We start from the raw sequence: 25,770 nt of genomic DNA, 5'->3' as shown, positions 1-25,770 counted from the left end.
CGCCGGCGCCGCCCAGCGACTGGATGATGATGGCCGCCGCGCTGCCCATCGAGGTGACGCTGCTGCCCGACGCCAGCGAGAAATTGCTGATGGCGCCGCCGGCGCCGCCGGTGCCGCCCGAACCGTTGTTCCAGCCGGTGGCGCCCGTGCCGCCGGCGCCGCCGGTGGAAACGACGGAAATCACCGTGCCGCTGGCCGAAAGCGTTGCGCCGGAGGCGATTGTCGCCGTCCAGTCGCCGCCATAGCCCCCGGTCGCGCCGCTGCCGGCCGTGGTGTTGATGCCAAGAGAGCTGTCGCCCGAGCCGTCGCCGCCGGCACCGCCGGTGGTGGAGACCCCGATCGCCGCGCCGCTGGAGGAGATCGAACCGCCCGTCATTTCGATGGAGCTTGGATCGATACCCTGGCCCTGCCCGCCATCATTGCCCGAATGGAAGCTGTCGGCAGACTTGCCGCTGCATCCGGCCGCGCCCGTGATGCTGACGCTGACCGGATTCGGCCCCGCCGTGGACGATCCCGAACCGGCCGCAGGCGCAGGCGGCGGCGGGCTGCCGCTGCTGCACTCCGCTGCAAATGCCGGAGAGGCCAGCAGCATGGTCGCCAGCGCGGTGGCGCCAAGCAGCGAGGAGGTGGACTTGCGCCGGATAGCCGTTGCCCTGTTCATGATTTTACCCCTGTTTACAGTAGCATGATGTTCATTTGGCAAAGATCGGGCGACGCGCCGGAAGCCCTGTTCCGGCGTGGTGCTTTCAACCTTTGCGATGGGGCCGCATGTAGGGGTTCAGCCATCATGCGGTCTTTCCGCATTCCGGGTTTTCTTTTTTCATATTCCCGGAAACGCCGCGCGCTTGAGCGTTTCGCCGCTTCCGGGTTAGCGTTGCGACGCATGAGCAATAATGGCGAAGACTTTTCGGCTTTTCCCCAACAGCCGCTGATGCCGGAAATCCGGCGTGCGGCGGCCAGCAGCACATGGGAAGTGGCGCATCATCATCAGGAGCTGGAATTCAACCTGATCATCGCGGGCAAGGGCGCCTACTTCCTGGAAGACCGCCATTATGATCTGATGCCGGGCACGCTGGTGTGGCTGCTGCCCGGCCAGCGCCACCGGCTGCTGCGCTCGCCGGATCTCGACATGTGGGTCGGCTCGCTCGACGCCACGCACTATGCGCCGGCGCTTCTGGAAGAGGTGGCCCGCCACCCGATCAAGCGGCTTGCGGCGGAGGATGCCGTTGCATTGGACCAGCTCTATTCGCATCTCAGCCAGGATGCGGACGCCCCCGACGTGCATGCAGCGGGCCTGCGCTATGCCGTGATGAGCACCATGCATGCCGCCCGCACCAGCGCCGGGCCGCCACCGCCGCTGCTGCACCCGGCGGTGGCACAGGCGCTGGCGATGCTGAGGGCCAGCGACGAGATTCCGAACATGGCGGCGCTGGCGAAGCGCTGCGGCGTGTCTGCCAGTTACCTGGGGGATCTGCTGACCGCGCAGACGGGGCGCGGCTTCGTGGAATGGCGCAACATCGCCCGGCTGGAACGGTTCCAGAACCATTATCCGGAATCGGAAGACCTGCTGACGGCGGCACTGGCGGCGGGTTTCGGCAGCTACACGCAGTTCCACCGCGTCTTCCTGGAAACCACCGGCACCACGCCCGGAAACTGGGCCCGCAAGGGGAACGACGGCGGCCCGATCCGGCTGCCTCGCATGAGCCACGCGAGAGACGAACTCAGCCCTGGCAGCCAGCGCCTGCTCTGGTCCAACCTTGGCGCCGTGCAGTTTTCGGCAGGCGGTCAATGGCTGGCGCTCTGATGCGGGGCGGCGTCAGGGCGGCTGAGGCCGGCGGGCCGGGCGCGGCCATCCCCAGCGGTTTCAGCAACCCGCAAATGTTGCGCCCGCTGCTGCCCGCCATGGCAGCCGAACTCAGCCTCGCCTTTCCGGATCATGCGCCCCGCATCGCCGAAGTTCTGGCGCGCGTGGATATCCTGCAGCAATATGAAGCAACGCTTGGGTACATGGGCGCGGATGTGCGGGACATGTCCAGCCTCGCGGCGGTGGCACTCGCCGCGCAATCCCTGCTTTCCAACTGGGGCAAGATCCCCGACGGGCCGGAAATTGCCCGCCTTATCGCCCTGGTGCGGCAGCGTGCGGCACAGCCCTGCGCCGCCGTTGATCCGGCGAAGCGGCCAGAGGTTGCGGCCGGGCTCGTGGTTCAGACCATGGTGCTGCGCAACGCCTGGAGCGGCGCGGGCGGATCGCGCAACGATGCGGTCGCCACCCGGCTTTCCGATGATGCGCATGCGGCCGCGCGGGCATCGCTGGGCATCGATTTGCGGGCCACACCGCTATATGGGCCGCGCAGCCCGCTGAATCCGGCCTGATATCGGCGGTTTTTCCGGAATTCCGACAAGAAATCGCCCGAAAGCCGGGAAGAGAGGCAGGGCCGCCTGCGGCTAGAAGAGCGCCGGATATGGCGGCCCCTGCCGCCTTTCGATCGAAAGTCGGGTGGATAAAGATGCCGGATATCCAGAAGGCGCGATTCCTGAGGGACGAAGCGTCGCAGATTCTTGCGCTCAGGGATGCGCTTTGCACCGCTCATGGTCCCGCGATTTCCGCGGCGTTCGATATGGTTGCCCGCACCCGCGGCCTGGCGCAGATCGCCCGTGATTCGAACATGGATCCGGATGATCTGCTTCGGGCATTCGCCGATCCGGTCCGGCCAGACACCGCGCTCCTTCAGGAAGTGGTGAGCGCGCTGATGCGGGCCCAGGGCAGACACGCCCGTGCCGCCGCGCGCGCTCAGACTGCCGTTCACGCTGTCGTATCAGATGGCAGACGGGGTGGTGACTGACCAGCGGGCGCACCACCGGTCACCCTTGCCTCGCCATTCGTCGACCAGCCCATGGGGCCACTGGCGACATTTGCCTGCGGCAAGGATCTGCGCTTTGCCAGTGACTGGGGAGGAGACCGGCAAAATCAGGGATCACTGGACTCGATCTATCCTTCTCCCCGGATTTCTGTGTTGTGTCCCCAGAATTTGATTTGCTTTGAGAACTGTTTGGTGCGGTCGAGAGGCATAAAAACCCTTCTCATACAACCACATAGCGACCGCTAAGGCGCTGTTCGGACTCAGTTTCGTCCTCATGGCGCGTCATGCTGGGTCAGGGCAGCGCAGAGGAAAAGGTGGAATGGAAGGTGGAAAGATTAGGCGGCGGTTGCATGCATTCTCACGAGGTGGGCTTCAATCGGAGATGTCCTTTTGAAAAGAACCCAGTCGTGACGATTCATCCCATACCGCCGTTCGAAGCCCTTTGAATATCTTCTCTTTTATACTTACGCTGCAATTTTCTCATCAGTCAATCGTAACACACATTCTTAGTATGGCCAGTTGCCATATCCACAGCGTTTGAGAGCAACATAGTGAGGGCGGTTTGTGAGGTTTAAAACTAATGAAGTAGCAGCAGTGATGAATTGCCCTTTGGTATTCACTACCACGTCACCCATTTTCTCGGATGTGTAGTCGTGCGCTTTATGGTGTAGCAGCTTGCATCTATCAACCACACTTGGTGTATCAAAGCTTGTGTGCATATCATGTGCAAAGTCATTCCGTATTCTACGTAGCAACATGAGGTCGCTGTATTCATTCTCGGAAATTAAACCCAGTGTATAGCAGGCAGAAATCCGAGAGCTGAATGAGCCGAGCGGTGCATTGCCGGATGTGACCAATTCCCTCGCCTGGGGTGTGTCGAGCATAAAAGCGAGCAGGACGTCCTTGAGCTGCTCTTCCATGTAGCCTGTGGAGATGAGAACAGCGCCACGGTCACTCTCCGCGCGCAGGAGTTCGAGGTAGGGAAAGAACTTGGCAAGATGAGGGTGATCGTCACGAGGCATGCAAACAGCTTCGGAGGCATTCGCCTCCAAATCAAGCCATTCGGGAAGGTGGAATACAATGTGGAATGAGGTTGCTAGCAGGGCGCATAAAATCTAAGTGCCTCAGGCACTTAGATTGGGTTCTGGTGCGGTCGAGAAGACTCGAACTTCCACGGCCTTTCGGCCACAGCGACCTCAACGCTGCGCGTCTACCAGTTCCGCCACGACCGCACGCCGATGCCTGAAGCGGGGTGCCCCGCTGACTGGTGAGCGCGCGCCCTAGCAGGCGCGCTCCATCGGTTCAAGCGGTCTTTCGCAGGAAAACAGTGCCCGCCGAATAGCCTGCCCCGAACGAGCAGATGAGGCCGGTATCGCCTGCCGCCAGATCGTCGCTGTTCAGGTGAAAGGCGATGATCGAGCCGGCGGACGAGGTGTTGGCGTAGGTGTCCAGCACGGTGGGGCTTTCATCCGGGCTCGCTTCATGGCCCAGCACCTTCGACGAGATCAGCCGGTTCATGTTGGCGTTCGCCTGGTGCAGCCACATGCGGCGCAGGCTGCCGGCCTCCAGACCCAGATCGGCCATGTGGGCGACGATCATGTCCGAGACCATCGGCACCACTTCCTTGAACACCTTGCGGCCTTCCTGGCGGAACAGCTTGTCGGGCTGGCCGATGCCTTCCGGCGCGGCCCGGTTCAGGAAACCGAAGTTGTTGCGGATGTTGTTGGAAAATTCGGTTTTCAGGCGGGTGCCGAGGATCTCCCAGTGGGCAGCTGGCGCGATGTCGCGGGATTCGACGAGGATGGCCGTCGCCACGTCGCCGAAGATGAAGTGGCTGTCGCGGTCCTGCCAGTTGAGGTGGCCGGAGCAGATTTCAGGGTTCACCACCAACACGCTTTTCGCATGGCCGGCGCGGATGAAATCGGCCGCCGTCTGGATGCCGAAGGTGGCGCTGGAACAGGCGACGTTCATGTCGAAGGCGAAGCCCTCGATCCCCAGCGCCGCCTGCACCTCGATCGCAATCGCCGGATAGGCGCGTTGCAGGTTGGAGCAGGCGCACAGCACGGCATCCACGTCCGCCGCGTCGCGGCCGGCGCGGGCGAGCGCCTGTGTCGCTGCCTTCACCGCGATTTCGGCCAGCACCGAAAGCTCCGTGTCGGGGCGTTCCGGGATGCGCGGGCACATGATCGCGGGATCGAGGATGGGGGCCTTCGACAGCACGTAGCGGGCCTTGATGCCGCTGGCCTTCTCGATGAACTCGACGGAGCTGGGGGAAAGCGGCTGCACCTCGCCGGCCTCGATCGCGGCGGCGTTGCCGGCGTTGAAGCGCGCGACATAGGCGTTGAAGCTTTCGACCAGCTCTTCATTGGAAATGCTGTCGGCCGGGGTGAACAGGCCGGTGGCCGAGATGACGGGGATGGGGGTGCTCATTGCTTCTCCCGAAGGGCGCGGGCTTCTAGACGGCCACTGGCGCTGCGATCGCAGGATGCGGATCATAGCCGGTCAGCCGCACATGCTCCAGACGATAGTCGAACAGGCTGGGTGCGGGGGCCAGCGACAGGGTGGGGAAGGGGCGCGGGTCGCGCGCGAGCATGGTTTCCACCAGATGCGAATGGTTGAGATAGAGATGCACATCCGCGCCCATCCACACGATCTCGCCGGGCGCATATCCGCACTGATCGGCCAGCATGCGGACGAGGAGGGCGGCTTCGAAGATGTTGAACGGGAAGCCAAGGCCGAGATCGCAGCTGCGCTGATAGAGGATGCCGGACAGGCGATCGGGGCCGTCCGACCGGGGCTCCACGAAATACTGGTAGGTCATGTGGCAGGGCGGCAGCGCCATCTGCCCCAGCTCCGCGACATTCCATCCGGTGAAGATGTGGCGGCGGCTGGCGGGGTTCTGTTTCAGGCTGTGGAGCAGCGCCTCGATCTGGTCGTGCGTGTGGCCGTCCGGCCCCAGCCAGCGGCGCCACTGCTTGCCATAGACGGGGCCGAGTTCGCCCCATTCGGCGGCGAAGGCCTCGTCAGAGAGGATGCGCGCTTCGAATTCGTCGCGCGTGAGCGTTTCGCCGGTGGCGGTCCGGTGGCGTTCCATGGGCCAGTCCGTCCAGATGTGGACGCCCTGTTCCACCAGCGGCTTGATGTTCGTCTGCCCGTCGAGGAACCAGACCAGCTCCTTTACCGCCGATTTCCAGAACACGCGCTTGGTGGTGAGCAATGGCACGCTGCCATCCGACAGGTCGAACCTGAGGAGCGCGCCGAACAGGGCGCGGGTGCCGACCCCGGTGCGGTCCCGCCGCTCGCTGCCCTTTGTCCACACCTGCCGCATGAGATCGAGGACGGTGGATTCCGGGTGCGGGGATGTCATGCCATCGGCTGCTAGCGCAATGCGGAGGGCGGGGAAAGAAGCATGGTAAACCGGTGACGTCCGGGCTTGCCACAAGGCCTTGCTGTGCTAGCTAACCGGTTAGGGGGTCGGCCAAATTTTTGCCCTGGGGGCGTTGGCCGTTGGTTGAGTTTGTACCTGTGCTGGCCATTCTGGCCGTGCTGACGCGAGAGCTTTTGTGGCTGTCGGCTTCGGGGATCTTCCTTTCCAGCCTGGATGACATGGCGGTGGATGCGCTGTGGCTGGGCCGCTTTGCCTTTCGCAGGCCAGCGCCCCTGCCGCCCGCCCCCGCCGAGCCGGGGCGATTCGCGCTGATCGTGCCCGCATGGGACGAATCGGCGGTGATCGGCGCGATGCTGGCCCGGCTGTGCGGCACCATATCCGACGACCGGATGCGGGTGTTCGTGGGCGTCTATGCCAACGATCCCGCGACGCTCGCGGCTGTGGAGGCAGTGGCTGACCCCCGGGTGCGGGCAGTGCCGACGGGCACGCCGGGGCCGACGACGAAGGCCGATTGCCTGAACCATCTGTGGCGCGGCGTGCTGAAGCAGGAAGCGGCGACCGGCGAGCGTTTCAAGGCGGTGGTGCTGCACGACGCGGAGGATGTCGTCGATCCTGCCAGCCTCGATCTCTATGACCGCTGGATCCCCGCGCTGGCGATGGTGCAGGTGCCGGTGCTGCCGATCCAGGACCCGGCGACGCGCTGGGTTTCGGGCCATTATTGCGACGAGTTCGCGCAGGCCCATGCCAAGGACATGCAGGTGCGCGGCCTGCTGGGCGCGCCGGTGCCGTCTGCGGGCGTCGGCACCGCGATCGACCGCGATGTGCTGGCGCGGCTGGCCGGGCCGGGCAATGCGCCGTTCGATGCCGCCAGCCTGACCGAGGATTATGAGATGGGCCACCGCGTCCATGCACTGGGGCTGCAGGCGCGGATGGTGCGCGCGCATGCGGACGGGCGACTGGTGGCGACGCGGGCCTATTTCCCTTCGACCATCGAAACCGCCGTTCGGCAGAAGAGCCGCTGGCTGGCGGGCATCGCGCTGTCCGGCTGGGACCGGCTGGGATGGTCCGGCGGGCTTGCGACCCGCTGGATGCTGCTGCGCGACCGCAAGGGGATGTTCACTGCGGCTGTCGCCATGCTGGGCTATGTGGCGGCGATCCTGCTGCTGGCGCAACTGGCGCTGAGGGCCTGGGTTTCGGCGCGGACGGGCGCGCCGCTGCCGCCGTTGCTGGGGCCTGCGGATTCGGCGCTGCCGGGCTTCCTGGCGCTGAACGCCGGGCTGCTGATGTGGCGGCTGGGCCTGCGCGCGGGCTTCACCGGCCGCGCCTATGGCTGGCGCGAGGGGCTTTGGGCGATTCCGCGGGCGCTGATGGCGAATGCGATCAACTTCCTGGCCGCGCTGCGGGCGATGGAGCGCTATCGCGCCGCGCTGGACAGCGGGGGCGCGCCCGCCTGGGGCAAGACGGATCACAGGTTCCCGGATGCGGATGTGGAGGTTGCGCGTGGCTGAGGCGGTTTCATCGGGTCGGGCGCTGCGCAGCTATCAGCTGATCCTTGTGCTGGCGTTCGGCTGGGCGCTGGGCCGGATGCCGCACTGGCTGGAGGCGGAGACGGCGGAAGCCACGGCGCTGGCGGCGGCGCTGTCGCCTGTCGGCCCGGCCGCCGCGATGCCGCCCGACGCGGAGATGGTGCGGGCTTCGGCCGAGATTGCCGCGCGCGTGGCGGCCGAGGTGGCGGATGCGACCGTTGCGCGCCTGCTGGCGGCCGGCTGGGCCCCGGCGGGCGCTGACGGCGGTTCGCAGCGGATCGTGCTGGAAGCCCCCCGCGCGCTGCCGCCGCAGCAGACGACGGTGCGGGTGGTGGCCGAGGCGCCGGCGGGTGGCTGGTATGGCTTCAGCCTGCCGCCGGGGCAGGCTGCCGCTGCGCCGATCCAAGATCCGGCGCCGGGGCCATCGGCCGCACCTGCCGCACCACCCACCACGCCGCCAAAGGCTCATGCGGCTGCGACAGCGGGTTATGATGCGATCCGTGCCGGAAACCTGCGGCAGGGCGTGGCGCTGCTGAAGGCCGCGTCGGCCATGGCGCCCGACACGCCGGAGGCGGCGCAATGGCAGGCGGATGTGCGGCAGCTGACCCGGCGCTGGTCGGGGGGCGGCTATGGGTTGACGCGCGTGGGGGCGGGTGGCGGCGATGCGCTGGCGGCTTCGCCGGTGCTGGGGGCCGGGCAGGCGGGCGTTGCGCTGGGCTATCGGCTGAACCCGTTGGGGAAGCAGCGGGTTTCGGTGATCGGGCGGATTTCGGCAGCCGCCGCGCCGCAGGGCGGACTGGACGGTGAGACGAGCGAGGCGGCGATCGGGCTGAGGTGGGAGCCTTCGCGCAAAGTGCCCGTCGCGCTGGATGTGGAGCGGCGGATCGCATTGGGCCATTATGCCCGCAATGCCTGGGCGGCGCGCCTGTCTGGCGGGGCGCAGAAGGAAACGCGGGTGCGCGGCGCGCGGCTGAAGCTGGAGGCCTATGGCGAGGGCGGGGTGGTGGAGGGCTTCACCAGCCTGCCCGATCTCTATGCGGGCGGGCAGGGGCGCGGCGCCGTGCCGCTGATCACGCTGGGGCAGACGCGGATCGACGCGGGCGCCGGCGTGTGGGGCGGCTGGCAGCGCAATTATGGCGTCGCGGCGTCGCGCCTGGACATCGGGCCGTCGGGCCGGGTGCGGGTGGGGCCATGGCCCTTCTATGCGCAGGTGGATTGGCGCGCGAAGCTGGCCGGGAATGCGGTGCCCGGATCGGGGCCGGTGCTGACGGTGGCGGGGGAGTTCTGAGCGGGTTCAGACCTGCTTGCCGGAGCCGACGGAGAAGCGCCCCGCATGCTTGCCGCGCGCGTCGGCATAGTGGCTGCGCATGACGGCGAGATCGGCTTCATAATCGCCGCTGGGCCAGATCTCCCCGGAAATGCGGACGGTGCGGGTGCCATAGTCCATCACCGCAAAGACGATGGGCACGCCCGCCAGCCGGGCGATGTGATAGAAGCCGGATTTCCATTCGCCCACCGCCGCGCGCGTGCCTTCGGGCGCGATCGCCATCTGGAGATGGTCGCTCGCCTCGAAGGCGTCGACGGTGGCGCGCACCAGATCCTTCCCGCCTGAGCGGTCGATCGGATAGAGCCCGGACAGCCGGACGAGCCAGCCATAGGGGAAGCGGGCGAGGCTGGCCTTGCCCATCCAGCGCAGGCGCACGCGATAGATGCCGGCGGCCGCCACCATCCACAGCCCGTCCCAGTTGGAGGTGTGGGGGGCAGCGAGGATGACGGCCTTGTCGTGGTGCGGATAGGCGCCCGCGACCTTCCAGCCGACGATCGCGAAGAGCGCCTGCGAGGCCCAGCGATAGAGTTCCGGCCCGATGCCGCGGAAGGCATGGGGATCGGCCCGGCCGAGGTCGTAGCGGATGTGCGTGCCGGGCGGCGGGGTATCGGTCACGCCTGGTCCGCGTCCTGCGCGTCGCCGGCGCCCTGCGCTTCGGCGCTGCGGTTGTCGTTGGCGATGCGGCGGCGTTCCGTCAGCAGCGCCAGCACTTCACGCGTGAACAGCTCGGCCATCAGCTGGTTGAGGATGCCGATGCCGCGTTCGGCCATGTCCACGGCCTCCAGCTCGCCCACATGCGGTGCGACGTTGGCGAAGAATTCCTTCAGCTCGATGTCGGCCAGTTCGTGCATCACGGCGGCGACACGGCCCATGTCGGTTCCGGCATAGCCGCGCTCCCGCGTGAAGCCGACCTTTGCGGCATCGATCAGCAGGCGCAGAATGCGCTGGTCGCGCGGGGATATGGTGCCGTCCGCCGAGGGGGCGATCACGCCCGCCGCGATCGAATCCGCGAGATGATCCGGGTCTGCCCCGTTGGCCAGCGCGAACGCCACGGCATCCAGCCGTTCGCCTTCGGCATCGAGCCGGGCGCGCAGCAGATGATCGATTTCCGGCAGCATCTGCGGCTCCAGCCAGCCGGGCTGATCGCCTGCGAACAGCGAGCGGATGACGGACAGCGGCAGAAAGCGCTCGTCCTTCAGGCGGCGGATCGTCAGCAGACGGGCCAGATGCTCGTCGGAGTAGGTGGCGCTGTTGCGGTGCGTGCGGTCAGGTTCGGGAAGGAGCCCCTCCCGGATATAGAAACGGATCGTCTCCCGCGAGACGCCGCTTGCTCTTTCCAGTTCGCGCATGCGCATGATTGCCGCCCTATCAGGGGTTTGGCCGGCCCGCCACATTTTCCGGCAGCGGCAGGGTGGACCAGCTCCAGACGTTGAACAGGGTGATGGCCGCCACCAGCAGCAACAGGATCGCGCGCAGCCGGTTGCGCCGCCACATCCACAGCCCGCCCAGCGCCAGCGCGAAGGCGCCCAGCATGGCGAGGCCATAGAAAAGGCCCGTCACAGCCCGGCCAGCGTCTGTTCGACGGCCTGCCCCCAGGCCTTGCGACGGATTGCGCGGGCCTCGGCCGGGATGGCGGGTTCGAAGCGGCGGTCCGCATGGACCATCGCCGCTTCTGCATCCGCGAGCGCCGGGAACAGGCCCGCGCCGACGCCCGCGAGCATGGCGGCGCCGAGGCCTGTCGTCTCGATGCTGCGCGGGCGTTCCACCGGCAGGCCGGTCGCATCCGCCAGATCCTGGCACAGCCATTCGTTGGCGACCATGCCGCCATCGACGCGCAGGCTGCTGGGGCTGACGCCGTCTGCCGCGAAGGCGTCGATCAGGTCCGCCGTCTGCTGGCCCATCGCTTCCAGCGTGGCGCGCACGATGTGGGCGCGGGTGGTGCCCGCCGTGAGGCCGGTGAGCAGGCCGCGCGCCAGCGGCTGCCAGTGCGGCGCGCCAAGCCCCGCGAAAGCCGGCACAAAGCTGACCCCGCCGCTGTCCGGCACGGAGGCCGCCAACGTTGCCGATTCCGCGACGGTGTCGAGGATGCCGAGGCCGTCGCGCAGCCATTTGACGGCATTGCCGCCCACGAAGATCGAGCCTTCCAGCGCATAGGCGCGGGGGCTGGAGGAGAGGAAGGTGGCAAGCAGCCGGTTGCCGCTGGCGGGCGGGTGGGCGCCGGCGTTCGCCAGCATGAAGATGCCCGTGCCATAGGTGCATTTCGCCATGCCGGGCAGGGAGCAGCCTTGGCCGATGGTGGCGGCCTGCTGATCCCCCGCAAGCCCTGCGATCATCAGCGGGCGGCCATAGAGGCGGGTTTCCGCGAGCAGCCCCGCCGTCGGGCAGATGGCGGGCAGCGCGGCGGCCGGTATGCCCAGCAGGTCGATCATCTCTGGCGACCAGTGCGCCGTGGAGAGATCCATCAGCAGCGTGCGGGACGCGTTGGTCGCGTCTGTCAGATGCTGGCCGGACAGCTTGAACAGCAGCCAGCTTTCGACGGTGCCGATGGCGAGATCGCCGCTGTCGGCTGCGGCCTTCACCTGCGGCCAGTTCTCCAGCGCCCAGCGGATCTTGCTGCCGGAAAAATAGGGGTCGAGCAGCAGCCCGGTGGTTGCCTGCACCCGCGCTTCATGCCCGGCTTCGCGCAGGGCGGCGCAGAGGCCCGCCGTCCGCCGGTCCTGCCAGACGATGGCCGGGGAGAGCGGCTCTCCGCTGCGTCTGCTCCAGAACACGACCGTCTCGCGCTGATTGGTGAGGCCGATGGCGCGCACCCGGTCGCCCGCCTTCGCCATCACTTCGCGGATGGCCCGGTCGGTGAGCCGCCAGGTCTCCGCGGCGTCATGCTCCACATGGCCGGGCGCCGGATAGTGCTGCGTCAGGTCGTGTTGCGCGACGGCAACGATCCGCCCCGTCAGGTCGAAGGCGAGGGCGCGCGTGGATGTGGTGCCGCTGTCGACGGCGAGGATCAACTCTCCCATGGCTGCCATTGCTGGCGGGTTGCGGGGCGCGAGACAAGCCCCGACGATGCGGCGGGACAGGTGAATATGGGCGGGGAGAGGAACATGCGCTTCGAAGGACGGGTGGTGCTGGTGACGGGCGCGGCTTCGGGCATCGGCCGGGCGGCCGCGCTGGGGTTTGCGGCCGAAGGCGCGACGGTGCTGGCGGCCGACTGGTCGGAGGCCGTTTCGGCCACGGTGGAGGCGGTGCGGGCGTCCGGTGGCGCTGCGCAGGCGCTGGTGGGGGATGCCGGCGACGAGGCGTTCGTGAAGGCCGCCGTGGACAGGGCGGCGGCCGACCATGGGCGGCTGGACGCCCTGTTCGCCAATGCCGGGATTTCGGGCGGGCTGACCCCTCTGGCGGAGCTGTCCGTCGATGAATGGGAAAAGGTGCTGCGGGTGAACCTGATCGGGGTTTTCCTGGCGATCCGCGAGGGCAGCCGGGTGATGATCCCCCAAGGCAAGGGCGCGATCGTGTCCACCGCCAGCGTGGCAGGGATCCGGTCGGGCGCGGGCGGGATCCCCTATTCCGCGTCGAAGGCGGGCGTGATCAACCTGACGCAGACAGCGGCGAACTGGCTGGGCGGAACCGGCGTTCGCGTGAACTGCATCTGCCCCGGCCTGACGGAGACTGGGATGACGGCGCCCATGTTCGACGGCGCGCGGGCGCGGGGGCGGGAAGACCGGATCGGCCAGCTGAATCCGCTGAAGCGCTATGCGACGCCGGACGAGCAGGCGGCGGTTGCGATCTTCCTCGCGTCGGACGCGGCGAGCTATGTGAACGGGCAGGCGATTGCGGTGGATGGCGGCCTGTCCTCGAGCCACCCGACCGCGCCCGGCAAGTTCGTGTAGGGCTTGCCATGGGCGGCAGGCGGCGCTAGCCCGCCCGCATCGGTGAAGGTGCCGCGGCGTGAGCCGGGGTGAAAAGGGAAGCCGGTGCGGGGAGCAATCCTCCACTCCGGCGCTGTACCCGCAACTGTAACCGGGATGGCGCGAAGCCATATGCCACTGCCCCGGGACCGAAAGGTCCGCCACGGGCGGGAAGGCGCTTCGAGCCGATATCCCGGAAGCCAGGAGACCTGCCTTCATCGGTCGTCCAGTCCTGCCGGCGGGAATACCGGTGCGACCGAGACGAAGGCGCCGCCATTTCAACGGTGGGCCTTCTTCCCTCGAACGGGCGACATCTGTCGAACCGCTCGAAGGGATTGAAATGCTGAAATATCTTGCTGTTCTCGCCACGATTCCGGCTGCTGCCGCTCCGGCGCTGGCCGACGCGCCCGACACGATTCTGGTCTCTGCCCGCGTGCCGGTGACGGCGGCCGAACTGGGCGGCAGCGTGACCGTGCTGACGGGGGCAGAACTGGAGCGGCTGCAGGCGCCCCTTCTCATCGATGTGCTGAAACTCCAGCCGGGCGTTACCTTCAGCCGCAACGGCGGCCCCGGCGGATTCACCGCCGTGCGCCTGCGCGGCGCAGAGGGCGAGCAGACGACGCTGGTGATCGACGGCGTGAAGGTGGCCGACACGGCTAGCCCCGGCGGCGGAGCGGATTTCGCCAATCTGACGACCGCCGATGTGGGCCGGGTGGAGATCCTGCGCGGGCCGCAGAGCCTGGCCTGGGGAAGCCAGGCGATCGGCGGGGTGATCGCGGTGGAAACGGCTGCGCCCGGAGACGAACCCGCCGCCGACGCCCGGGTGGAGGCAGGCTCCCGCAACAGCTGGCTGGCGCGGGCGGATGCGTCGGGCAAGCTGGGGCCGGCGGCGCTGTCGGGCGGGCTGAACTGGCAGCGGACGGATGGGATTTCGGCGGCCTCCGAAGCGCGCGGCGCGACCGAACGCGACGACTTCGAGACCTATGGTGCGAATGTGCGGGCCGATGTGGAGATCGTGCCCGGCCTGACCGCGGACCTTCGCGGCCGGTTCCAGCACGCCGATGTCGGGCTGGATGGCTTCCCGCCGCCGACCTTCGAACTGGCGGACACCGAAGACCGGCAACGCACGCGCGAGCTTTCGGGCGTGGCCGGGCTCACCTATCGCGGCGACGGCTTCCAGGTGCGCGGGGGGTGGCAGATTTCCGACATCGACCGGCGCAGCTATACGCCGGGCGCGACGCCGGAAACGACCTTCACATCAGACGGGCGGCTGGAGCGGCTGGACCTGCGCGGGGACTGGCGCGCGGCAACCTGGCTGACGCTGGCGGGCGGCGCCGAGCGCGAGATCAGCCGGATCACGACGGAAGACCAATGGTCGGCCGCGCCGTTCGAGGCGCGGTCCCGGTTGCAGGGGCTGTGGGGGCAGGCGTTGCTGGCCCCTGCCGAGGGGCTGAACCTTCAGGCCGGGGTGCGCCACGACGATCACAGCCGGTTCGGTGGAGCGACCACCTTTGCCGTCAGCGGCTCCTATCAGCTGACCGAGCCGCTGCGCCTGAAGGCGAGCTGGGGCGAGGGCTTCAAGGCGCCGACGCTCTATCAGCTGTTCTCCGACTATGGGAACGAGGCGCTGAAGCCGGAAACGGCGCAGGGCTGGGATGCAGGCGCGGAACTGAGCCTGCTGGACGGGGCCTTCACCGCATCGGCCAGCTGGTTCCAGCGGGTGACGCGCAACCAGATCGACTTCATCTCCTGCTGGGGCGTGAGCGATCCGATCTGCGCAAACCGGCCGTGGGGCACCTATGACAATGTGGCCCGCACACGTGCGAAGGGCGTGGAACTGGGGCTGGGGCTGAAGCCGGTGCAGGGCTTCTCGCTGGGCGTGCAGACCAGCTGGATCGATGCCCGCAACCGCACCGAAGGCTCTGCAAACGAGGGCAACCGGCTGGCCCGGCGGCCGGCGCAGACGCTGTCGCTGGTGACGGATTATGAGGCGTCCGCCGGCTGGTCCTTCGGGGCGACGCTGGCGCAGGTCTCGTCGAGCTTCGACGATGCCGCCAACACCCGCCGCATCCCCGGCTATCTGACGGCCGACATCCGCGCCGGCATCCGCTTCGCGGAGCGGTTCGAACTGTATGGCCGCATCACCAACTTGTTCGACGAGCGGTACGAGACGGCGAGTTTCTATGGCGCGCCCGGGCGGCAGGCCTTCGTGGGGGTTCGTGCGAGGCTTTAGGGCCTTCGCCGCGCTGATCGCGCTGTGGGCGGGTGCGGCAGACGCCCGCCCGCAGCGCATCGTCAGCATGAACCCCTGCGTGGATGCCGTGCTGCTGGCGGTGGCCGATCCGGGCCAGATCGCGGCGATCAGCCACTGGTCCCACGATCCGGCTGGCAGTTCCGCGCCGGTGGATCTGGCGCGGCGCTTCCCGGCGCATGGGGGCACCGCCGAAGAGGTGATCCTGAAGCGGCCGGACCTGCTGTTCATCACCCCCTATACGCCGATGGCGACGCGCGAGGCGTTCCGGCGGCTGGGGTTCAACATGGTGTCGGTGGGGGTGCCGGCCACGATCGCGGACTCTCTGGCACAGGTGCGGCAGATCGCGGTCGCGGCCGGGCAAGGCGCGCGCGGCGAGGCGCTGGTGCGGCGGATCGAAGGGGCGCTCGCGGCGGCGCATCGGGCATCGCCCCGCCCGGCGCTGATGCGCATGGCGTCCGGGCTGGTGCCGGGGCCGGGCAGCCTTTCGGAGGCCCTGATGGCGAACAGCGGGCTCGCCAGCGCTGCGGGGGATTATGGCTTTGCCCATGCCGGCGTGTTGGCGCTGGAGCCGCTGGCGCTGAAGCCTCCGCCGCTGCTGATCACCGACCGGCCGGACGCAGTGCCGCAGGTGCTGCGGCGGCTGCGGGTGCCGGTAGAGGCTTTCGACCGGCAGCTGCTGAACTGCGGCGGGCCCAGCCTGATCCCGGCGGCGAAGCGGCTGGCCGCGATCCGGGATGCGCGGCCTTGAAACGCCCGGCTCTTCTGGCGCTGCTGGCGGCGGGCGTGGGCGTGGCGTTCCTGCTGAGCCTTATGGCAGGGAAGGCGTGGATCGCGCCCTGGGGGCTGATTGCGGGCACGCCCGAAGCGCTTGTGATGGCCGAACTGAGGCTGCCGCGCGCGCTTCTGGGATTGCTGATCGGGGCGATGCTGGGGGCCTCCGGCGCGGTGCTGCAGGGCTATCTGCGCAATCCGCTGGCTGATGCCAGCGTGCTGGGGGTTTCCGCCAATGCGGCGCTGGGGGCGGTGCTGGCGCTGTTCCTGGGGCTGGCGGGCACGCCGCTGCTGGTGGCGGCGTTCGGCATGGGCGGCGCGATGGCCGCCATGGCGCTGCTCGCGCTGCTGGCGGGGCGGTCCGCCAGCGCCACCGGCTTCGTGCTGGCGGGGGTGGTGCTGTCGAGCCTTGCGGGCGCGCTCACGGCGCTGCTGATCAGCCTGGCGCCCAATCCCTTCGCGCTGGAGGAAATCGTGACCTGGCTGATGGGGGCGCTGACAGATCGCGGCTGGCCGCAGGTGCGAACTGTGGCGCCCTTCACGGCGCTGGGCCTGGGCCTGCTGCTGCTGACGGGCCGGGCGCTGGATGCGCTGGCGCTGGGCGAACCGGCGGCCCGGTCGCTGGGCGTCGATCTGCGCGCCACGCGCTGGCTGGTGATCGCGGGCACCGGGCTGGGCGTGGGGGCCGCCGTGTCCGTGACCGGGGTGGTGGGCTTCGTGGGGCTGATCGTGCCGCACCTGCTGCGGCCCTTCGCCGGGGAACGGCCCTCGGCGCTGATCCTGCCCTCTGCGCTGGGCGGGGCGCTGCTGCTGCTGCTGGCGGATTCGCTGGTGCGGCTGTCGCCGGGGGCAGGGGAACTGAAGCTGGGGATCGCCATGGCGCTGCTGGGCGCGCCCTTCTTCCTGTGGCTGTTGTGGCGCGGGCGGGAGGGGACTCCATGACGCTGGAGATCGATGACCTTTCGCTGTCGCGCGGGGGGCGCCAGGTGGTGGCCGGCGTGTCGGCGGCGTTTGCGCCCGGCAGCGTCAGCGTGATCCTGGGGCCGAACGGGGCCGGGAAATCCACCTTGCTGGACGCCTTCGCCGGCCTGCGCACGGCCGATGCCGGGCAAGTGCGGCTGAACGGCGTGGCGCTGGCCGACATGCCGCTGCGCGAGCGGGCGCGGCGGATCGGATATCTTCCGCAAGGGGGCGCGGTTCACTGGAACCTGCGGGTGCGCGAGCTGGTGGCGCTGGGGCGTCTTCCGCACCGGGGCGCCTTCGCGGGCGAATCCGAGCAGGACCGGGCGGCCATCGCCCGCGCCATGGCAGCCGCGGATGTGGCAGCGCTGGCGGACCGGCCGGTGCTGGCGCTGTCAGGCGGGGAACGGGCGCGGGCGCTGCTGGCGCGGGTGCTGGCCGGAGAGCCGGAATTGCTGCTGGCGGACGAGCCGCTGGCGAACCTCGATCCGCGCCATGCCGTCGACGCGTTGCGGCTGTTCCGCAACGCCGCCGATGCCGGGGCGGCGGTGGTGCTGGTGCTGCACGACCTTCAGGCCGCCGCACGCGTGGCAGACCGGCTGCTGCTGCTGGCGGATGGCCGCTGCCTGGCGCAAGGCGCCCCGGCGGAGGTGCTGACGCCCGCGCTGCTGGCCAAGGCCTATGGGCTTCAGATGCGCGTGTGGCGGGATACGCATGCGGGGTTGATGATCAATCCCAGATGACTTCGGGCGGCAGGCTCATCAGGATGGCATCGGTGTTGCCGCCCGTCTTCAGGCCGAAGGTGGTGCCGCGATCATAGACGAGATTGAACTCGGCATAGAGGCCGCGATACTTCAGCAGCGCGTGGCGGTCCCCGGCCGTCCAGCCTTCGGCCATGCGGCGGCGGACGATGGCGGGGAAGGTGGCGAGGAAGGTGTCGCCCACATCCTGCGTATAGGCGAAATGGCTGTCGAACTCGCTTTGGCTGTCGGCTGACAGCCAGTCATAGAAGATGCCGCCCACGCCCCGGTTCCGCTTGCGGTGGGGGATGTGGAAATATTCGTCGCACCAGGCGCTGTGTTTCGGCCAGAAATCGGGCGAGTGGCGGTTTCCGGCGGCTTCGAAGGCGCTTTTGAAGAAGGCGGTGTCCTCGTCACGGGGCAGCGCCGGGTTCAGATCCGCGCCGCCGCCGAACCAGCGCTTCGTGGTGACGAGGAAGCGGGTGTTCATGTGCACGGCGGGCACATGCGGGTTCGCCATGTGTGCGACGAGGCTGATGCCCGTGGCGAAGAAGCGCGGGTCTTCCGCGGCGCCCGGAATGTTCTTCGCGAACTCCGGATTGAACTGTCCGTGGACTGTGGAGATGTTGACGCCCACCTTTTCGAAGATGCGGCCCTTCATCACGCCCATGGTGCCGCCGCCGCCCGGCGCGCCGGAATGATCGGCGCGTTCCCACCGCGTGAAGGCAAAGCGGCCGGGCGCAGCCGGCGCGCCGGGCAGGGCGGGCAGGGCGGCGCCTTCCTCCTCGATCCGCTCGAACTCGGCGGTGATGCGGTCACGAAGGGTGCGGAACCAGGCCTCTGCGGCCAGTTGCTGGGCATCGAATTCAGGCATGCCAAGGCGGGTGCCATGCAAAATATGGCCTTGCAAGTGCCGATAGTTCGCGGGCAGTCTGATCGGGAAGGAGAGAGAGATGTCGGTTCTGCGCACACCCGATTCGCGCTTCGAGGGCCTGGAGGGCTTCGATTTTCCGGTGACCTTCACCGAGGTGGATGGCGGCCCGCTGGGCCCGCTGCGCGTCGCCCATGTCGAAGCCGGGCCGGCCGATGGCCCGGTGGTGCTGCTGATGCACGGTGAGCCGAGCTGGTCCTACCTCTATCGCAGGATGATGCCTGTGCTGGCGGCGGCGGGCTATCGCTGCCTTGCGCCCGATCTGGTGGGATTCGGCCGATCCGACAAGCCGACCGAGCGGTCGGACTACAGCTATGAACGGCATGTGGACTGGATGCGCCAGTGGTTCCTGGCGCAGAAGATCGCTGCTGTTTCGCTGTTCTGCCAGGACTGGGGCGGGCTGATCGGGCTGCGGCTGGTGGCGGCCTTCCCGGACCGCTTCGCGCGGGTCTGCGCGGCCAACACCTTCCTGCCCACCGGCGAGGGCAAGGCCTCGCCCGCGTTCGAGGCGTGGCGCAATTTCAGCCAGAATGTTCCGGATTTCGATTCGGGCTGGATCGTGAACGGCGGCACCGCGCGCGGCGTCAGCGAGGCGGTTCGCGCGGCCTATAACGCGCCCTATCCCGACGACAGCTTCAAGGCGGGCGCGCGGATCTTTCCGATGCTGGTCGTGACCGACCCCGATATGCCATCTGCTGCCGAGAATCGGGCGGCCTGGGGCGTGCTTGAGACGTTCGACAAACCCTTCCTCACCCTGTTCGGCGACAAGGACATGGTGACGCTGGGCACGGAGAAGATCCTGCAGGCGCGGATTCCGGGCGCGAAAGGGCAGCCGCACCGGCTGATCGAAAACGCGGGACACTTCCTGCAGGAGGATGCGGGCGAGGAGATTGCGCAGGAACTTGTGCGCTGGATGGGAAAAGCCGCCTGATGGGTGTTGACAGCCCCCGGCCCCCCGCATAAAGCCGCGCCTCCAAAGTGCGCGGGCGTAGCTCAGTCGGTTAGAGTGCCGGCCTGTCACGCCGGAGGTCGCGGGTTCGAGCCCCGTCGCTCGCGCCACTTTGGACTTCAGGGAAACGCGAACCGTTCCGCCTATTCGGCGGCGGTTCGCGCCTGATCCCAGGCTGCCAGCTCGTGCGCGATCGAAGCCTCCACCAGCCAGTCCCACAGCTCGCCAACCAGCTTTGGATCAAGCCCCAGCGCCTGCGCGTGCGCCTGCGCGTTTTCGATCACCTGCCGCTTGCGGTCCTCATCGCGCACCTGCGCGCGCTCGGGCTTGATGCGGGCGGCGGCGTCCATGAAGCGGAAGCGTTCCGCCAGAAGGGCGACAAGCTCCCTGTCGAGGCTGTCTACCCCGGCGCGGACGTCGGCCATGCTGGCGCAGGATTCGGGCGCGGTCCTCATGGCCGCCACTTGCCCGTCTCGATCCAGATCATCACCGGCTTCAGCGGGAACACCCAGGCAACGCCCAGAAGCGCCCAGATGGGAAACTGGATCAGCGGGTGGAGCGACGCGACCGGCTCGAACAGCCAGACGACGAAAAGGGCATAGGCGAGGATGCCGACGAGGACGGCGAGGATGCCGAGCGGCCGCCTGAGGGACGGTGTCATGCCGCCGCTTTAGCCGGGCGGACGGGCGCGTGAAAGAGCCGGCGAGAGGAAGGCCGTGGGCGTGGCGATCGCATCCAGCGGTTCATCCCATGGCTGGGCGGGCAAGGAATCCAGCAACTGCATGTCCCAGCAGAGGCCGATCGCGCGAACCGGCGCAGTCCGGGTTGCGCCGCGAAGGGCGTGGAGCGTGCGGTCGTAATGGCCCTGCCCCTGGCCCAGCCGGTTCCCGGCCCTGTCCGCGCCCAGCAGGGGCACCAGCAGGGCATCCGGGCGAAGGGCCGGCGCATGGGCCGGCGGCTCCGGAATGCCTTTGTAGCCGGGCGCCAGCCCGTCGCGTGCGCAATCGTGGAAGCTGAGCGGCCCGCCTGTCACGCGGGGAAAGGCGATTCGCCAGCCGGCCGCGCGCGCCGCCGTTTCCAGGTGGCGCGGATCGATTTCGGCGCCCATGGCGCAATAGCTGCCGAGGATGCCGGGCGGCCCCAGCCGGGGCAGATGCAGGGCGAGCGCCTTTTCAAGACCGGCGCGGACGGGCGCGGACAATGCGCCGGCAAAGGCGTCCCGGGCCTCGCGCAGGGCGCGGCGCAGGGCCTTGCGCTGCGGATCTGTGCGGTCCAGGTCAGGGCTGGGCAGGGCGGTCGCGCCTTTGGCAGAGAGGGGGCGGCAGAAGGAGGTGGCGGGTCCGCTGCGACCGTTTGCGAGAAAATCCTCTGACGCCAGAACGTCAGGTGGGAGCCGTATGATCGGGCCCACGGGCCCGGCAGGGACAACCCCCGTGGATGTGTTTATCGCCTCAGGGATGTTCAGTTGCGCGCATCGCGCAGATCCCGCCAACCCCTATTTAGGCCGCGGAGGCTGCTTCCTCAAGCCTTTGCGCCAGCATCTCGGCCCGGGCGGCGAGCGCTTCATACTGGGCGAGGTATTGCGCGGCGCCGGCCCCGTCCGCCGGGGCGGGGAAGGGGGTGAGGCGCGCATCGGTCGATTTGCGCTCCAGCAGTTCGCCGGACACCAGCAGCGCCGCCATCAGCAGCAGGCGCGGTTCCGCGACGGCGCCATGGGCGTCCATCAGCGAGGCGACACGCGATTCGAGCAGGCCGCCGGCCGCGCGGAGGTCATCCTCCTCGCCGTCGCGGCAGGCGAGCTTGTAGGCGCGGCCGCCGATGGTGAGGGTGACTTCAGCCATGGCTGCGCATCCGTTCGGATTCGATCAGCCGGTCCAGGCTGGAAAGGGTTTCGCTGGCGGCGTTGCGGAGGCCCCGATGGCGCTGGCGCAGCCGTTCGGCCGCCGCCTCTGACCGCCGGAGTGCGGATTCGATCCGCGCGAGCACGTCGGTCATGTCTTGTCCGCCCTGAACTTCACGCACCATGGATTCGCTCCGACCCATCAAGAATCGTTCCTCCAAATTCTTGACGACGGGAGATAAGGGCTTGTTTCGGTTGACGTCAATGGTTGCATTGTAACCTGTTGTTCCCTGTGGCGTTGATTTCCCCGCCTGCCTTTGCAAGGAGGGCGCCGCGCACACCGCCCGCAAGACTGCGGACCTGGCGCGATTCGGGCGCGCTTCCTGCCCGCCCCGTTGTCTGGAAAAGGGCCCCGATGGCTTCCGCACGGCTTGCCGACACGCTTCTTCGACCCATGGCCAACAGCATCCGTGCGCTTGCGATGGATGCGGTGGAAGCCGCGAACAGCGGCCACCCCGGCATGCCGATGGGCATGGCCGATGCCGCGACCATCCTGTGGGGTGAATATCTGAAATTCGATGCAGCCGATCCGCGCTGGCCGGATCGCGACCGCTTCGTGCTGTCGGCGGGCCATGGATCGATGCTGATCTATGCGCTGCTCTATCTGACGGGGTACGAGGCGCCCACCATCGACGACATCCGCCGTTTCCGGCAGCTTGGCAGCCCCTGTGCCGGCCATCCGGAGAATTTCGAGCTGCCGGGCGTGGAATGCACCACCGGCCCGCTGGGGCAGGGCCTGGCGATGGCGGTGGGCATGGCAATCGCGGAGCGGCACCAGAATGCCGTGCATGGCGATGCGCTGGTCGATCACCGCACCTGGGTGATCGCGGGCGACGGCTGCCTGATGGAAGGCGTCAGCCACGAGGCGATCGGGCTGGCGGGCCATCTGAAGCTGGGCCGGCTGAATGTGCTGTGGGACGACAACAATATCTCGATCGACGGGCCGATTAGCGTATCCTCGAGCGAGGATGTGCCGGCGCGCTTCCGTGCGGCGGGCTGGCATGTGGTGGCCTGCGACGGCCATGACCCGGTCTCCATCCGCCGCGCGCTCGACGAGGCGCAGGCCTCGCCGCTGCCCAGCCTGATCCGCTGCACCACGGTGATCGGCTTCGGCGCACCCAACAAGGCCGGCACGGAAAAGGTGCATGGCAGCCCGCTTGGCGCGGCAGAGGTGGAGGCCGCCAAGGCGCATCTGGGCTGGACGTCGGCGCCGTTCGAGATTCCGGCGGACCTTCTGGCGGCCTGGCGTGCGGCCGGCGCGCGCGGGCAGTCGGCGCGGGCGTCCTGGGATGCGCAGCCGGGCGCTGCGAACCTGCGGGCGCTGATGGCGAACGCCGCCCCCTCGCTCGATCTCTCGGCCTTCAAGGCAAAGCTGGTGGCGGACGGCAAGGCGGTGGCCAGCCGCAAGGCTTCGGAAATGGCGCTGGACACGATCAACGCGCAGCTGTCGCACACGATCGGCGGCTCGGCGGATCTGACGGGTTCGAACCTGACCCGGTCGGCCGGGATGCAGGTGCTGGATGCGGCCAATTTCGGCGGCACCTATCTGCACTATGGCATCCGCGAATTCGGCATGGCCGCCGCGATGAACGGCATGGCGCTGCACGGCGGGGTGATCCCCTATGGCGGCACTTTCCTGGTGTTCGCGGATTATGCACGCGGCGCCATCCGCCTGTCTGCCCTGCAGCAGGTGGGCGTGATCTATGTGCTGACACATGATTCCATCGGCCTTGGCGAGGACGGGCCGACGCACCAGCCCATCGAGCATCTGGCTTCGCTGCGCGCCATTCCCAATGTCGCCGTCTATCGCCCGGCCGACGCGGTGGAGACGGCGGAGTGCTGGGAACTGGCGCTGGCAGACCGGACCCGGCCTTCGATCCTGGCCCTTTCGCGGCAGAACCTGCCGACGCTGCGGACGGACTGGGCCGAGAACCGCTCTGCCGCCGGCGCCTATCGGCTGGTGGCGGCGGACGCGTCGCGCCAGGTGGTGCTGGTGGCGACCGGTTCGGAAGTGTCGATCGCGGTGGAAGCCGCGAAGCTGCTGGAAGCGCAGGGGATCGGCGCCGACGTCGTTTCCATGCCGAGCTGGGAACGGTATCGCGAGGCAGGCGACAGCAGCCTGCTGCCCGCCGATGTGCTGAAGGTCTCCATCGAGGCCGCCTCCACCTTCGGCTGGGAGCGGATCGTGGGGTCTGACGGGTTGATGATCGGCATCGACGGGTTCGGCGCCTCTGCCCCGGCGCCCGACCTTTACCAACATTTCGGCTTGACCTCCGGCGCAATCTGCGAACGGGTGCGGGCGCGTCTTAACTCACGGAAATAGCCGGTAAATCGTCATACATAAGGAGAGGCACATGAAGGTTGCGATCAATGGCTTCGGGCGGATTGGACGCCTGGTTCTCAGGGCGATCCTGGAGCAGGGCCGGACCGACATCGAGGTGGTCGCGATCAACGATCTGGCAGATGCCAAGTCCAACGCGATGCTGTTCAAGCGGGATTCGGTGCATGGCCGCTATCCCGGCACGGTGGAAGCCGACGGCAACGACATCGTGATCGACGGCAAGCGCATCCGCGTGACGGCCGAGCGGGATCCGGGGAAGCTGCCGCACAAGGAACTGGGCGTCGACATTGCGCTGGAATGCACCGGCTTCTTCACCGACGCGGACAAGGCGGGCGCGCACCTGACGGCCGGCGCGAAGCGGGTTCTGATCTCTGCACCGGGCAAGGGCGTCGACCTGACCGTGGTCTACGGCGTGAATCACCAGAAGCTGACGGGCGATCACAGGATCGTGTCGAACGCGTCGTGCACCACCAACTGCCTCGCGCCTGTCGCCAAGGTGATGAACGATCTTGTTGGGATCGAGCGCGGCCTGATGACGACGATCCACGCCTATACCAACGACCAGAAGATCCTGGACCAGATCCATGGCGACATGCGCCGGGCGCGCGCCGCCGGCATGTCCATGATCCCCACCACCACGGGCGCCGCCCGCGCGGTGGGCGAGGTGCTGCCGGAACTGAAGGGCAAGCTGGACGGATCCGCCGTGCGGGTGCCGACGCCGAACGTCAGCCTTGTCGACCTGACCTTCGTGCCCGGCCGGGAGACGACGAGGGATGAAGTGAACGCCGCGCTGAAGGCCGCCTCGCAGGGCGCGCTGAAGGGCATCCTCGACTATTCGGAAGAGCCGCTGGTTTCCATCGACCTCAACCATGTGCCCTTCTCGTCCACGGTGGACAGCCTGGAAACCGCGGTGCTGGAAGGCAAGCTGGTGCGGGTGGTTTCCTGGTACGACAATGAATGGGGCTTCTCCAACCGGATGGCCGACACCGCGGTGCAGATGGGCAAGTTCCTCTGATGCCGTTTCGCACGCTGGACGACCTGCCCGCCGACCTGAAGGGGCGGCGGGCGCTGGTGCGGGTTGATCTGAACGTGCCCATGGATGGCGCCCACGTGACCGACGTGACGCGCCTGCAGGCGGCGGTTCCCACCATCGCCGGGTTGGCGGACCGGGGCGCGCGGGTGTTGCTGCTGGCGCATTTCGGCCGCCCCAAGGGCGCCGCGTCGGACGAATATTCGCTGAAGAAGGTGGTTCACGCCCTGTCCGAAGTGCTTGGGCGACCGGTGGGCTTCCTGCCGGATTGTGTGGGCGACGAGGTGGCGGCCGAGACGCGCGCGCTGGAAGACGGCAGCGTGACGGTGCTGGAAAACACGCGCTTCCACCCGGGCGAGGAGCGGAATGACCCCGGCTTCGTGGCCGAAATGGCGAAGCTCGGCGATCTTTACGTGAACGACGCCTTTTCGGCGGCCCACCGGGCCCATGCCTCGACCGAGGGGCTGGCGCATGTGCTGCCCGCCTATGCCGGGCGCTCGATGGAGGCGGAGCTGAACGCGCTGGAAGCGGCGCTGGGCAAGCCCGAGCGGCCCGTGGCCGCCGTGGTGGGGGGCGCGAAAGTCTCCTCCAAGCTGGACGTGCTGACGAACCTTGTCGGCAAGGTCGATCATCTGATCATCGGTGGCGGGATGGCCAACACCTTCCTTGCCGCCAAGGGCATCGGCGTGGGCAAGAGCCTGTGCGAGCATGATCTGGCCGATACCGCGCGCGCCATCCTGACCCGCGCGGAAGCCGCCGGCTGCACCGTGCACCTGCCGTGGGACGTGGTGGTGGCGAAGGACTTCAAGGCGAATGCGGACAACCGCGTCGCCAATGTGAACGACGTGTCCGCAGACGAGATGATCCTGGACCTGGGGCCGCACGCG

The 25,770-nt window shown here is 68.2% G+C and carries 27 protein-coding genes, 2 tRNA genes, 1 pseudogene and 1 riboswitch; of the genes and pseudogenes, 15 read left to right on the top strand and 15 right to left on the bottom strand.

Annotated elements, in window-relative coordinates:
- Nucleotides 1-661: pseudogene (locus ACE3O8_RS06355) on the bottom strand (hypothetical protein); the annotation flags it as partial.
- A 270-nt stretch (nt 662-931) separates the two neighbouring features.
- Between ACE3O8_RS06355 and ACE3O8_RS06350 the strand changes: the two are divergent.
- The 3 genes from ACE3O8_RS06350 to ACE3O8_RS06340 all read left to right on the top strand — a co-directional run bounded on the left by ACE3O8_RS06350 (nt 932) and on the right by ACE3O8_RS06340 (nt 2,843).
- Nucleotides 932-1,804: a helix-turn-helix domain-containing protein gene (locus ACE3O8_RS06350; RefSeq protein WP_374387939.1), complete on the top strand. Its 873-nt coding sequence runs from the start codon at nt 932-934 to the stop codon at nt 1,802-1,804.
- A gap of 74 nt (nt 1,805-1,878) precedes the next feature.
- The gene (locus ACE3O8_RS06345; RefSeq protein ID WP_374387937.1) at nt 1,879-2,373 is read left to right on the top strand and encodes a hypothetical protein; all 495 of its coding nucleotides are present in this window, start codon (nt 1,879-1,881) and stop codon (nt 2,371-2,373) included.
- Nucleotides 2,374-2,462: 89 nt separating this feature from the next.
- Complete coding sequence (locus ACE3O8_RS06340) at nt 2,463-2,843, top strand: hypothetical protein (RefSeq protein WP_374387935.1); 381 nt, start codon at nt 2,463-2,465, stop codon at nt 2,841-2,843.
- Between the two features lie 524 nt (nt 2,844-3,367).
- Here the strand turns inward: ACE3O8_RS06340 and ACE3O8_RS06335 are convergent.
- From ACE3O8_RS06335 to thyA, 4 genes are all read right to left on the bottom strand, one after another.
- Nucleotides 3,368-3,883 (bottom strand): MltR family transcriptional regulator, encoded by a 516-nt coding sequence (locus ACE3O8_RS06335; protein ID WP_374387933.1) that lies wholly within the window; start codon nt 3,881-3,883, stop codon nt 3,368-3,370.
- Between the two features lie 123 nt (nt 3,884-4,006).
- Nucleotides 4,007-4,093, bottom strand: a tRNA-Leu gene (locus ACE3O8_RS06330).
- 70 nt (nt 4,094-4,163) lie between these two features.
- A complete protein-coding gene (locus ACE3O8_RS06325) occupies nt 4,164-5,291 on the bottom strand; it encodes a beta-ketoacyl-ACP synthase III (protein WP_374387931.1) in 1,128 nt (375 codons plus the stop codon).
- 25 nt (nt 5,292-5,316) lie between these two features.
- Nucleotides 5,317-6,228, bottom strand: coding sequence for a thymidylate synthase (thyA, locus tag ACE3O8_RS06320; protein ID WP_374387929.1), 912 nt, complete (start codon nt 6,226-6,228; stop codon nt 5,317-5,319).
- A gap of 158 nt (nt 6,229-6,386) precedes the next feature.
- On the opposite strand from thyA, the gene ACE3O8_RS06315 reads away from it, so the two are divergent.
- Nucleotides 6,387-7,757 (top strand): glycosyl transferase family protein, encoded by a 1,371-nt coding sequence (locus ACE3O8_RS06315; RefSeq protein ID WP_374387927.1) that lies wholly within the window; start codon nt 6,387-6,389, stop codon nt 7,755-7,757.
- Complete coding sequence (locus ACE3O8_RS06310; RefSeq protein ID WP_374387926.1) at nt 7,750-9,063, top strand: hypothetical protein; 1,314 nt, start codon at nt 7,750-7,752, stop codon at nt 9,061-9,063. Before ACE3O8_RS06315 ends, ACE3O8_RS06310 begins: the two co-directional genes overlap by 8 nt.
- 6 nt (nt 9,064-9,069) lie before the next feature.
- On the opposite strand, the gene ACE3O8_RS06305 is transcribed toward ACE3O8_RS06310, so the two are convergent.
- From ACE3O8_RS06305 to ACE3O8_RS06290, 4 genes are read right to left on the bottom strand one after another with little or no spacing between them, the layout of a single operon-like run.
- The gene (locus ACE3O8_RS06305) at nt 9,070-9,717 is read right to left on the bottom strand and encodes a 1-acyl-sn-glycerol-3-phosphate acyltransferase (protein WP_374387924.1); all 648 of its coding nucleotides are present in this window, start codon (nt 9,715-9,717) and stop codon (nt 9,070-9,072) included.
- Nucleotides 9,714-10,457 (bottom strand): MerR family transcriptional regulator, encoded by a 744-nt coding sequence (locus ACE3O8_RS06300; protein ID WP_374387922.1) that lies wholly within the window; start codon nt 10,455-10,457, stop codon nt 9,714-9,716. The genes ACE3O8_RS06305 and ACE3O8_RS06300 overlap by 4 nt, the downstream gene beginning before the upstream one ends.
- 13 nt (nt 10,458-10,470) lie before the next feature.
- On the bottom strand, nt 10,471-10,662 hold the full coding sequence (locus ACE3O8_RS06295) for a hypothetical protein (protein ID WP_374387920.1): 192 nt from the start codon (nt 10,660-10,662) through the stop codon (nt 10,471-10,473).
- Nucleotides 10,659-12,119 carry an FGGY family carbohydrate kinase gene (locus ACE3O8_RS06290; RefSeq protein ID WP_374387918.1) on the bottom strand — a complete coding sequence of 487 codons (1,461 nt, stop codon included), beginning with the start codon at nt 12,117-12,119 and terminating at the stop codon, nt 10,659-10,661. The genes ACE3O8_RS06295 and ACE3O8_RS06290 overlap by 4 nt, the downstream gene beginning before the upstream one ends.
- A gap of 84 nt (nt 12,120-12,203) precedes the next feature.
- On the opposite strand from ACE3O8_RS06290, the gene ACE3O8_RS06285 reads away from it, so the two are divergent.
- The 5 genes from ACE3O8_RS06285 (at nt 12,204) to ACE3O8_RS06265 (ending at nt 17,735) form a co-directional block, all read left to right on the top strand.
- Nucleotides 12,204-12,989: an SDR family NAD(P)-dependent oxidoreductase gene (locus ACE3O8_RS06285; RefSeq protein WP_374387916.1), complete on the top strand. Its 786-nt coding sequence runs from the start codon at nt 12,204-12,206 to the stop codon at nt 12,987-12,989.
- 29 nt (nt 12,990-13,018) lie between these two features.
- Nucleotides 13,019-13,239: riboswitch (cobalamin riboswitch) on the top strand.
- A 108-nt stretch (nt 13,240-13,347) separates the two neighbouring features.
- Nucleotides 13,348-15,240, top strand: coding sequence for a TonB-dependent receptor plug domain-containing protein (locus tag ACE3O8_RS06280; RefSeq protein WP_374387913.1), 1,893 nt, complete (start codon nt 13,348-13,350; stop codon nt 15,238-15,240).
- Nucleotides 15,227-16,009: an ABC transporter substrate-binding protein gene (locus tag ACE3O8_RS06275; protein ID WP_374387911.1), complete on the top strand. Its 783-nt coding sequence runs from the start codon at nt 15,227-15,229 to the stop codon at nt 16,007-16,009. The genes ACE3O8_RS06280 and ACE3O8_RS06275 overlap by 14 nt, the downstream gene beginning before the upstream one ends.
- Nucleotides 16,006-16,974, top strand: a complete 969-nt coding sequence (locus ACE3O8_RS06270; protein ID WP_374387909.1) for a FecCD family ABC transporter permease — start codon at nt 16,006-16,008, stop codon at nt 16,972-16,974. The genes ACE3O8_RS06275 and ACE3O8_RS06270 overlap by 4 nt, the downstream gene beginning before the upstream one ends.
- Nucleotides 16,971-17,735: an ABC transporter ATP-binding protein gene (locus tag ACE3O8_RS06265; RefSeq protein WP_374387907.1), complete on the top strand. Its 765-nt coding sequence runs from the start codon at nt 16,971-16,973 to the stop codon at nt 17,733-17,735. The genes ACE3O8_RS06270 and ACE3O8_RS06265 overlap by 4 nt, the downstream gene beginning before the upstream one ends.
- Here ACE3O8_RS06265 and hemF read toward each other — a convergent pair.
- Complete coding sequence (gene hemF, locus ACE3O8_RS06260; protein ID WP_374387905.1) at nt 17,722-18,606, bottom strand: oxygen-dependent coproporphyrinogen oxidase; 885 nt, start codon at nt 18,604-18,606, stop codon at nt 17,722-17,724. The two genes, ACE3O8_RS06265 and hemF, sit on opposite strands and share 14 nt — an antisense overlap.
- Nucleotides 18,607-18,685: 79 nt before the next feature.
- Between hemF and ACE3O8_RS06255 the strand changes: the two genes are divergently transcribed.
- Entirely contained in the window at nt 18,686-19,594 is a 909-nt protein-coding gene (locus tag ACE3O8_RS06255) for a haloalkane dehalogenase (RefSeq protein WP_374387904.1), read from the top strand.
- A 51-nt stretch (nt 19,595-19,645) separates the two neighbouring features.
- Nucleotides 19,646-19,722 (top strand) — tRNA-Asp (locus tag ACE3O8_RS06250).
- Between the two features lie 33 nt (nt 19,723-19,755).
- Here ACE3O8_RS06250 and ACE3O8_RS06245 read toward each other — a convergent pair.
- From ACE3O8_RS06245 to ACE3O8_RS06225, 5 genes are all read right to left on the bottom strand, one after another.
- Nucleotides 19,756-20,067, bottom strand: coding sequence for a chorismate mutase (locus tag ACE3O8_RS06245; protein WP_374387902.1), 312 nt, complete (start codon nt 20,065-20,067; stop codon nt 19,756-19,758).
- Nucleotides 20,064-20,273, bottom strand: coding sequence for a DUF2842 domain-containing protein (locus tag ACE3O8_RS06240; RefSeq protein ID WP_374387900.1), 210 nt, complete (start codon nt 20,271-20,273; stop codon nt 20,064-20,066). The genes ACE3O8_RS06245 and ACE3O8_RS06240 overlap by 4 nt, the downstream gene beginning before the upstream one ends.
- A gap of 9 nt (nt 20,274-20,282) precedes the next feature.
- Nucleotides 20,283-20,858, bottom strand: coding sequence for a 5-formyltetrahydrofolate cyclo-ligase (locus ACE3O8_RS06235; protein WP_374387941.1), 576 nt, complete (start codon nt 20,856-20,858; stop codon nt 20,283-20,285).
- A 253-nt stretch (nt 20,859-21,111) separates the two neighbouring features.
- Entirely contained in the window at nt 21,112-21,453 is a 342-nt protein-coding gene (locus ACE3O8_RS06230) for a cell division protein ZapA (protein WP_374387899.1), read from the bottom strand.
- Nucleotides 21,446-21,607 (bottom strand): hypothetical protein, encoded by a 162-nt coding sequence (locus ACE3O8_RS06225; protein WP_374387897.1) that lies wholly within the window; start codon nt 21,605-21,607, stop codon nt 21,446-21,448. The genes ACE3O8_RS06230 and ACE3O8_RS06225 overlap by 8 nt, the downstream gene beginning before the upstream one ends.
- 299 nt (nt 21,608-21,906) lie before the next feature.
- Between ACE3O8_RS06225 and tkt the strand changes: the two genes are divergently transcribed.
- The 3 genes from tkt to pgk form a co-directional block, all read left to right on the top strand.
- Nucleotides 21,907-23,835 carry a transketolase gene (tkt, locus tag ACE3O8_RS06220; RefSeq protein ID WP_374387896.1) on the top strand — a complete coding sequence of 643 codons (1,929 nt, stop codon included), beginning with the start codon at nt 21,907-21,909 and terminating at the stop codon, nt 23,833-23,835.
- A 31-nt stretch (nt 23,836-23,866) separates the two neighbouring features.
- A complete protein-coding gene (gene gap, locus ACE3O8_RS06215; protein ID WP_374387895.1) occupies nt 23,867-24,868 on the top strand; it encodes a type I glyceraldehyde-3-phosphate dehydrogenase in 1,002 nt (333 codons plus the stop codon).
- On the top strand, nt 24,868-25,770 hold a 903-nt coding region (pgk, locus tag ACE3O8_RS06210), incomplete at its 3' end, for a phosphoglycerate kinase (RefSeq protein WP_374387893.1). The genes gap and pgk, both read left to right, overlap by 1 nt.

It is taken from the genome of Sandaracinobacter sp. (assembly GCF_041909755.1).
Lineage (GTDB): Bacteria > Pseudomonadota > Alphaproteobacteria > Sphingomonadales > Sphingomonadaceae > Sandaracinobacteroides.
Note: the sequence above shows the minus strand (reverse complement) of the source record. Positions and strands in the feature narration are given on the sequence as shown.

Coding starts and splice junctions, on each gene's coding strand:
- hemF (WP_374387905.1), bottom strand. CDS start 18,606: ATGCCTGAATTCGATGCCCAGCAACTGGCCGCAGAGGCCTGGTTCCGC.
- ACE3O8_RS06340 (WP_374387935.1), top strand. CDS start 2,463: ATGGCGGCCCCTGCCGCCTTTCGATCGAAAGTCGGGTGGATAAAGATG.
- ACE3O8_RS06280 (WP_374387913.1), top strand. CDS start 13,348: ATGCTGAAATATCTTGCTGTTCTCGCCACGATTCCGGCTGCTGCCGCT.
- ACE3O8_RS06300 (WP_374387922.1), bottom strand. CDS start 10,457: ATGCGCATGCGCGAACTGGAAAGAGCAAGCGGCGTCTCGCGGGAGACG.
- ACE3O8_RS06345 (WP_374387937.1), top strand. CDS start 1,879: ATGTTGCGCCCGCTGCTGCCCGCCATGGCAGCCGAACTCAGCCTCGCC.
- ACE3O8_RS06335 (WP_374387933.1), bottom strand. CDS start 3,883: ATGCCTCGTGACGATCACCCTCATCTTGCCAAGTTCTTTCCCTACCTC.
- ACE3O8_RS06245 (WP_374387902.1), bottom strand. CDS start 20,067: ATGAGGACCGCGCCCGAATCCTGCGCCAGCATGGCCGACGTCCGCGCC.
- ACE3O8_RS06325 (WP_374387931.1), bottom strand. CDS start 5,291: ATGAGCACCCCCATCCCCGTCATCTCGGCCACCGGCCTGTTCACCCCG.
- ACE3O8_RS06230 (WP_374387899.1), bottom strand. CDS start 21,453: ATGGCTGAAGTCACCCTCACCATCGGCGGCCGCGCCTACAAGCTCGCC.
- ACE3O8_RS06350 (WP_374387939.1), top strand. CDS start 932: ATGCCGGAAATCCGGCGTGCGGCGGCCAGCAGCACATGGGAAGTGGCG.
- gap (WP_374387895.1), top strand. CDS start 23,867: ATGAAGGTTGCGATCAATGGCTTCGGGCGGATTGGACGCCTGGTTCTC.
- ACE3O8_RS06290 (WP_374387918.1), bottom strand. CDS start 12,119: ATGGGAGAGTTGATCCTCGCCGTCGACAGCGGCACCACATCCACGCGC.
- ACE3O8_RS06255 (WP_374387904.1), top strand. CDS start 18,686: ATGTCGGTTCTGCGCACACCCGATTCGCGCTTCGAGGGCCTGGAGGGC.
- ACE3O8_RS06225 (WP_374387897.1), bottom strand. CDS start 21,607: ATGACCGACGTGCTCGCGCGGATCGAATCCGCACTCCGGCGGTCAGAG.
- thyA (WP_374387929.1), bottom strand. CDS start 6,228: ATGACATCCCCGCACCCGGAATCCACCGTCCTCGATCTCATGCGGCAG.
- tkt (WP_374387896.1), top strand. CDS start 21,907: ATGGCCAACAGCATCCGTGCGCTTGCGATGGATGCGGTGGAAGCCGCG.
- ACE3O8_RS06285 (WP_374387916.1), top strand. CDS start 12,204: ATGCGCTTCGAAGGACGGGTGGTGCTGGTGACGGGCGCGGCTTCGGGC.
- ACE3O8_RS06265 (WP_374387907.1), top strand. CDS start 16,971: ATGACGCTGGAGATCGATGACCTTTCGCTGTCGCGCGGGGGGCGCCAG.
- ACE3O8_RS06240 (WP_374387900.1), bottom strand. CDS start 20,273: ATGACACCGTCCCTCAGGCGGCCGCTCGGCATCCTCGCCGTCCTCGTC.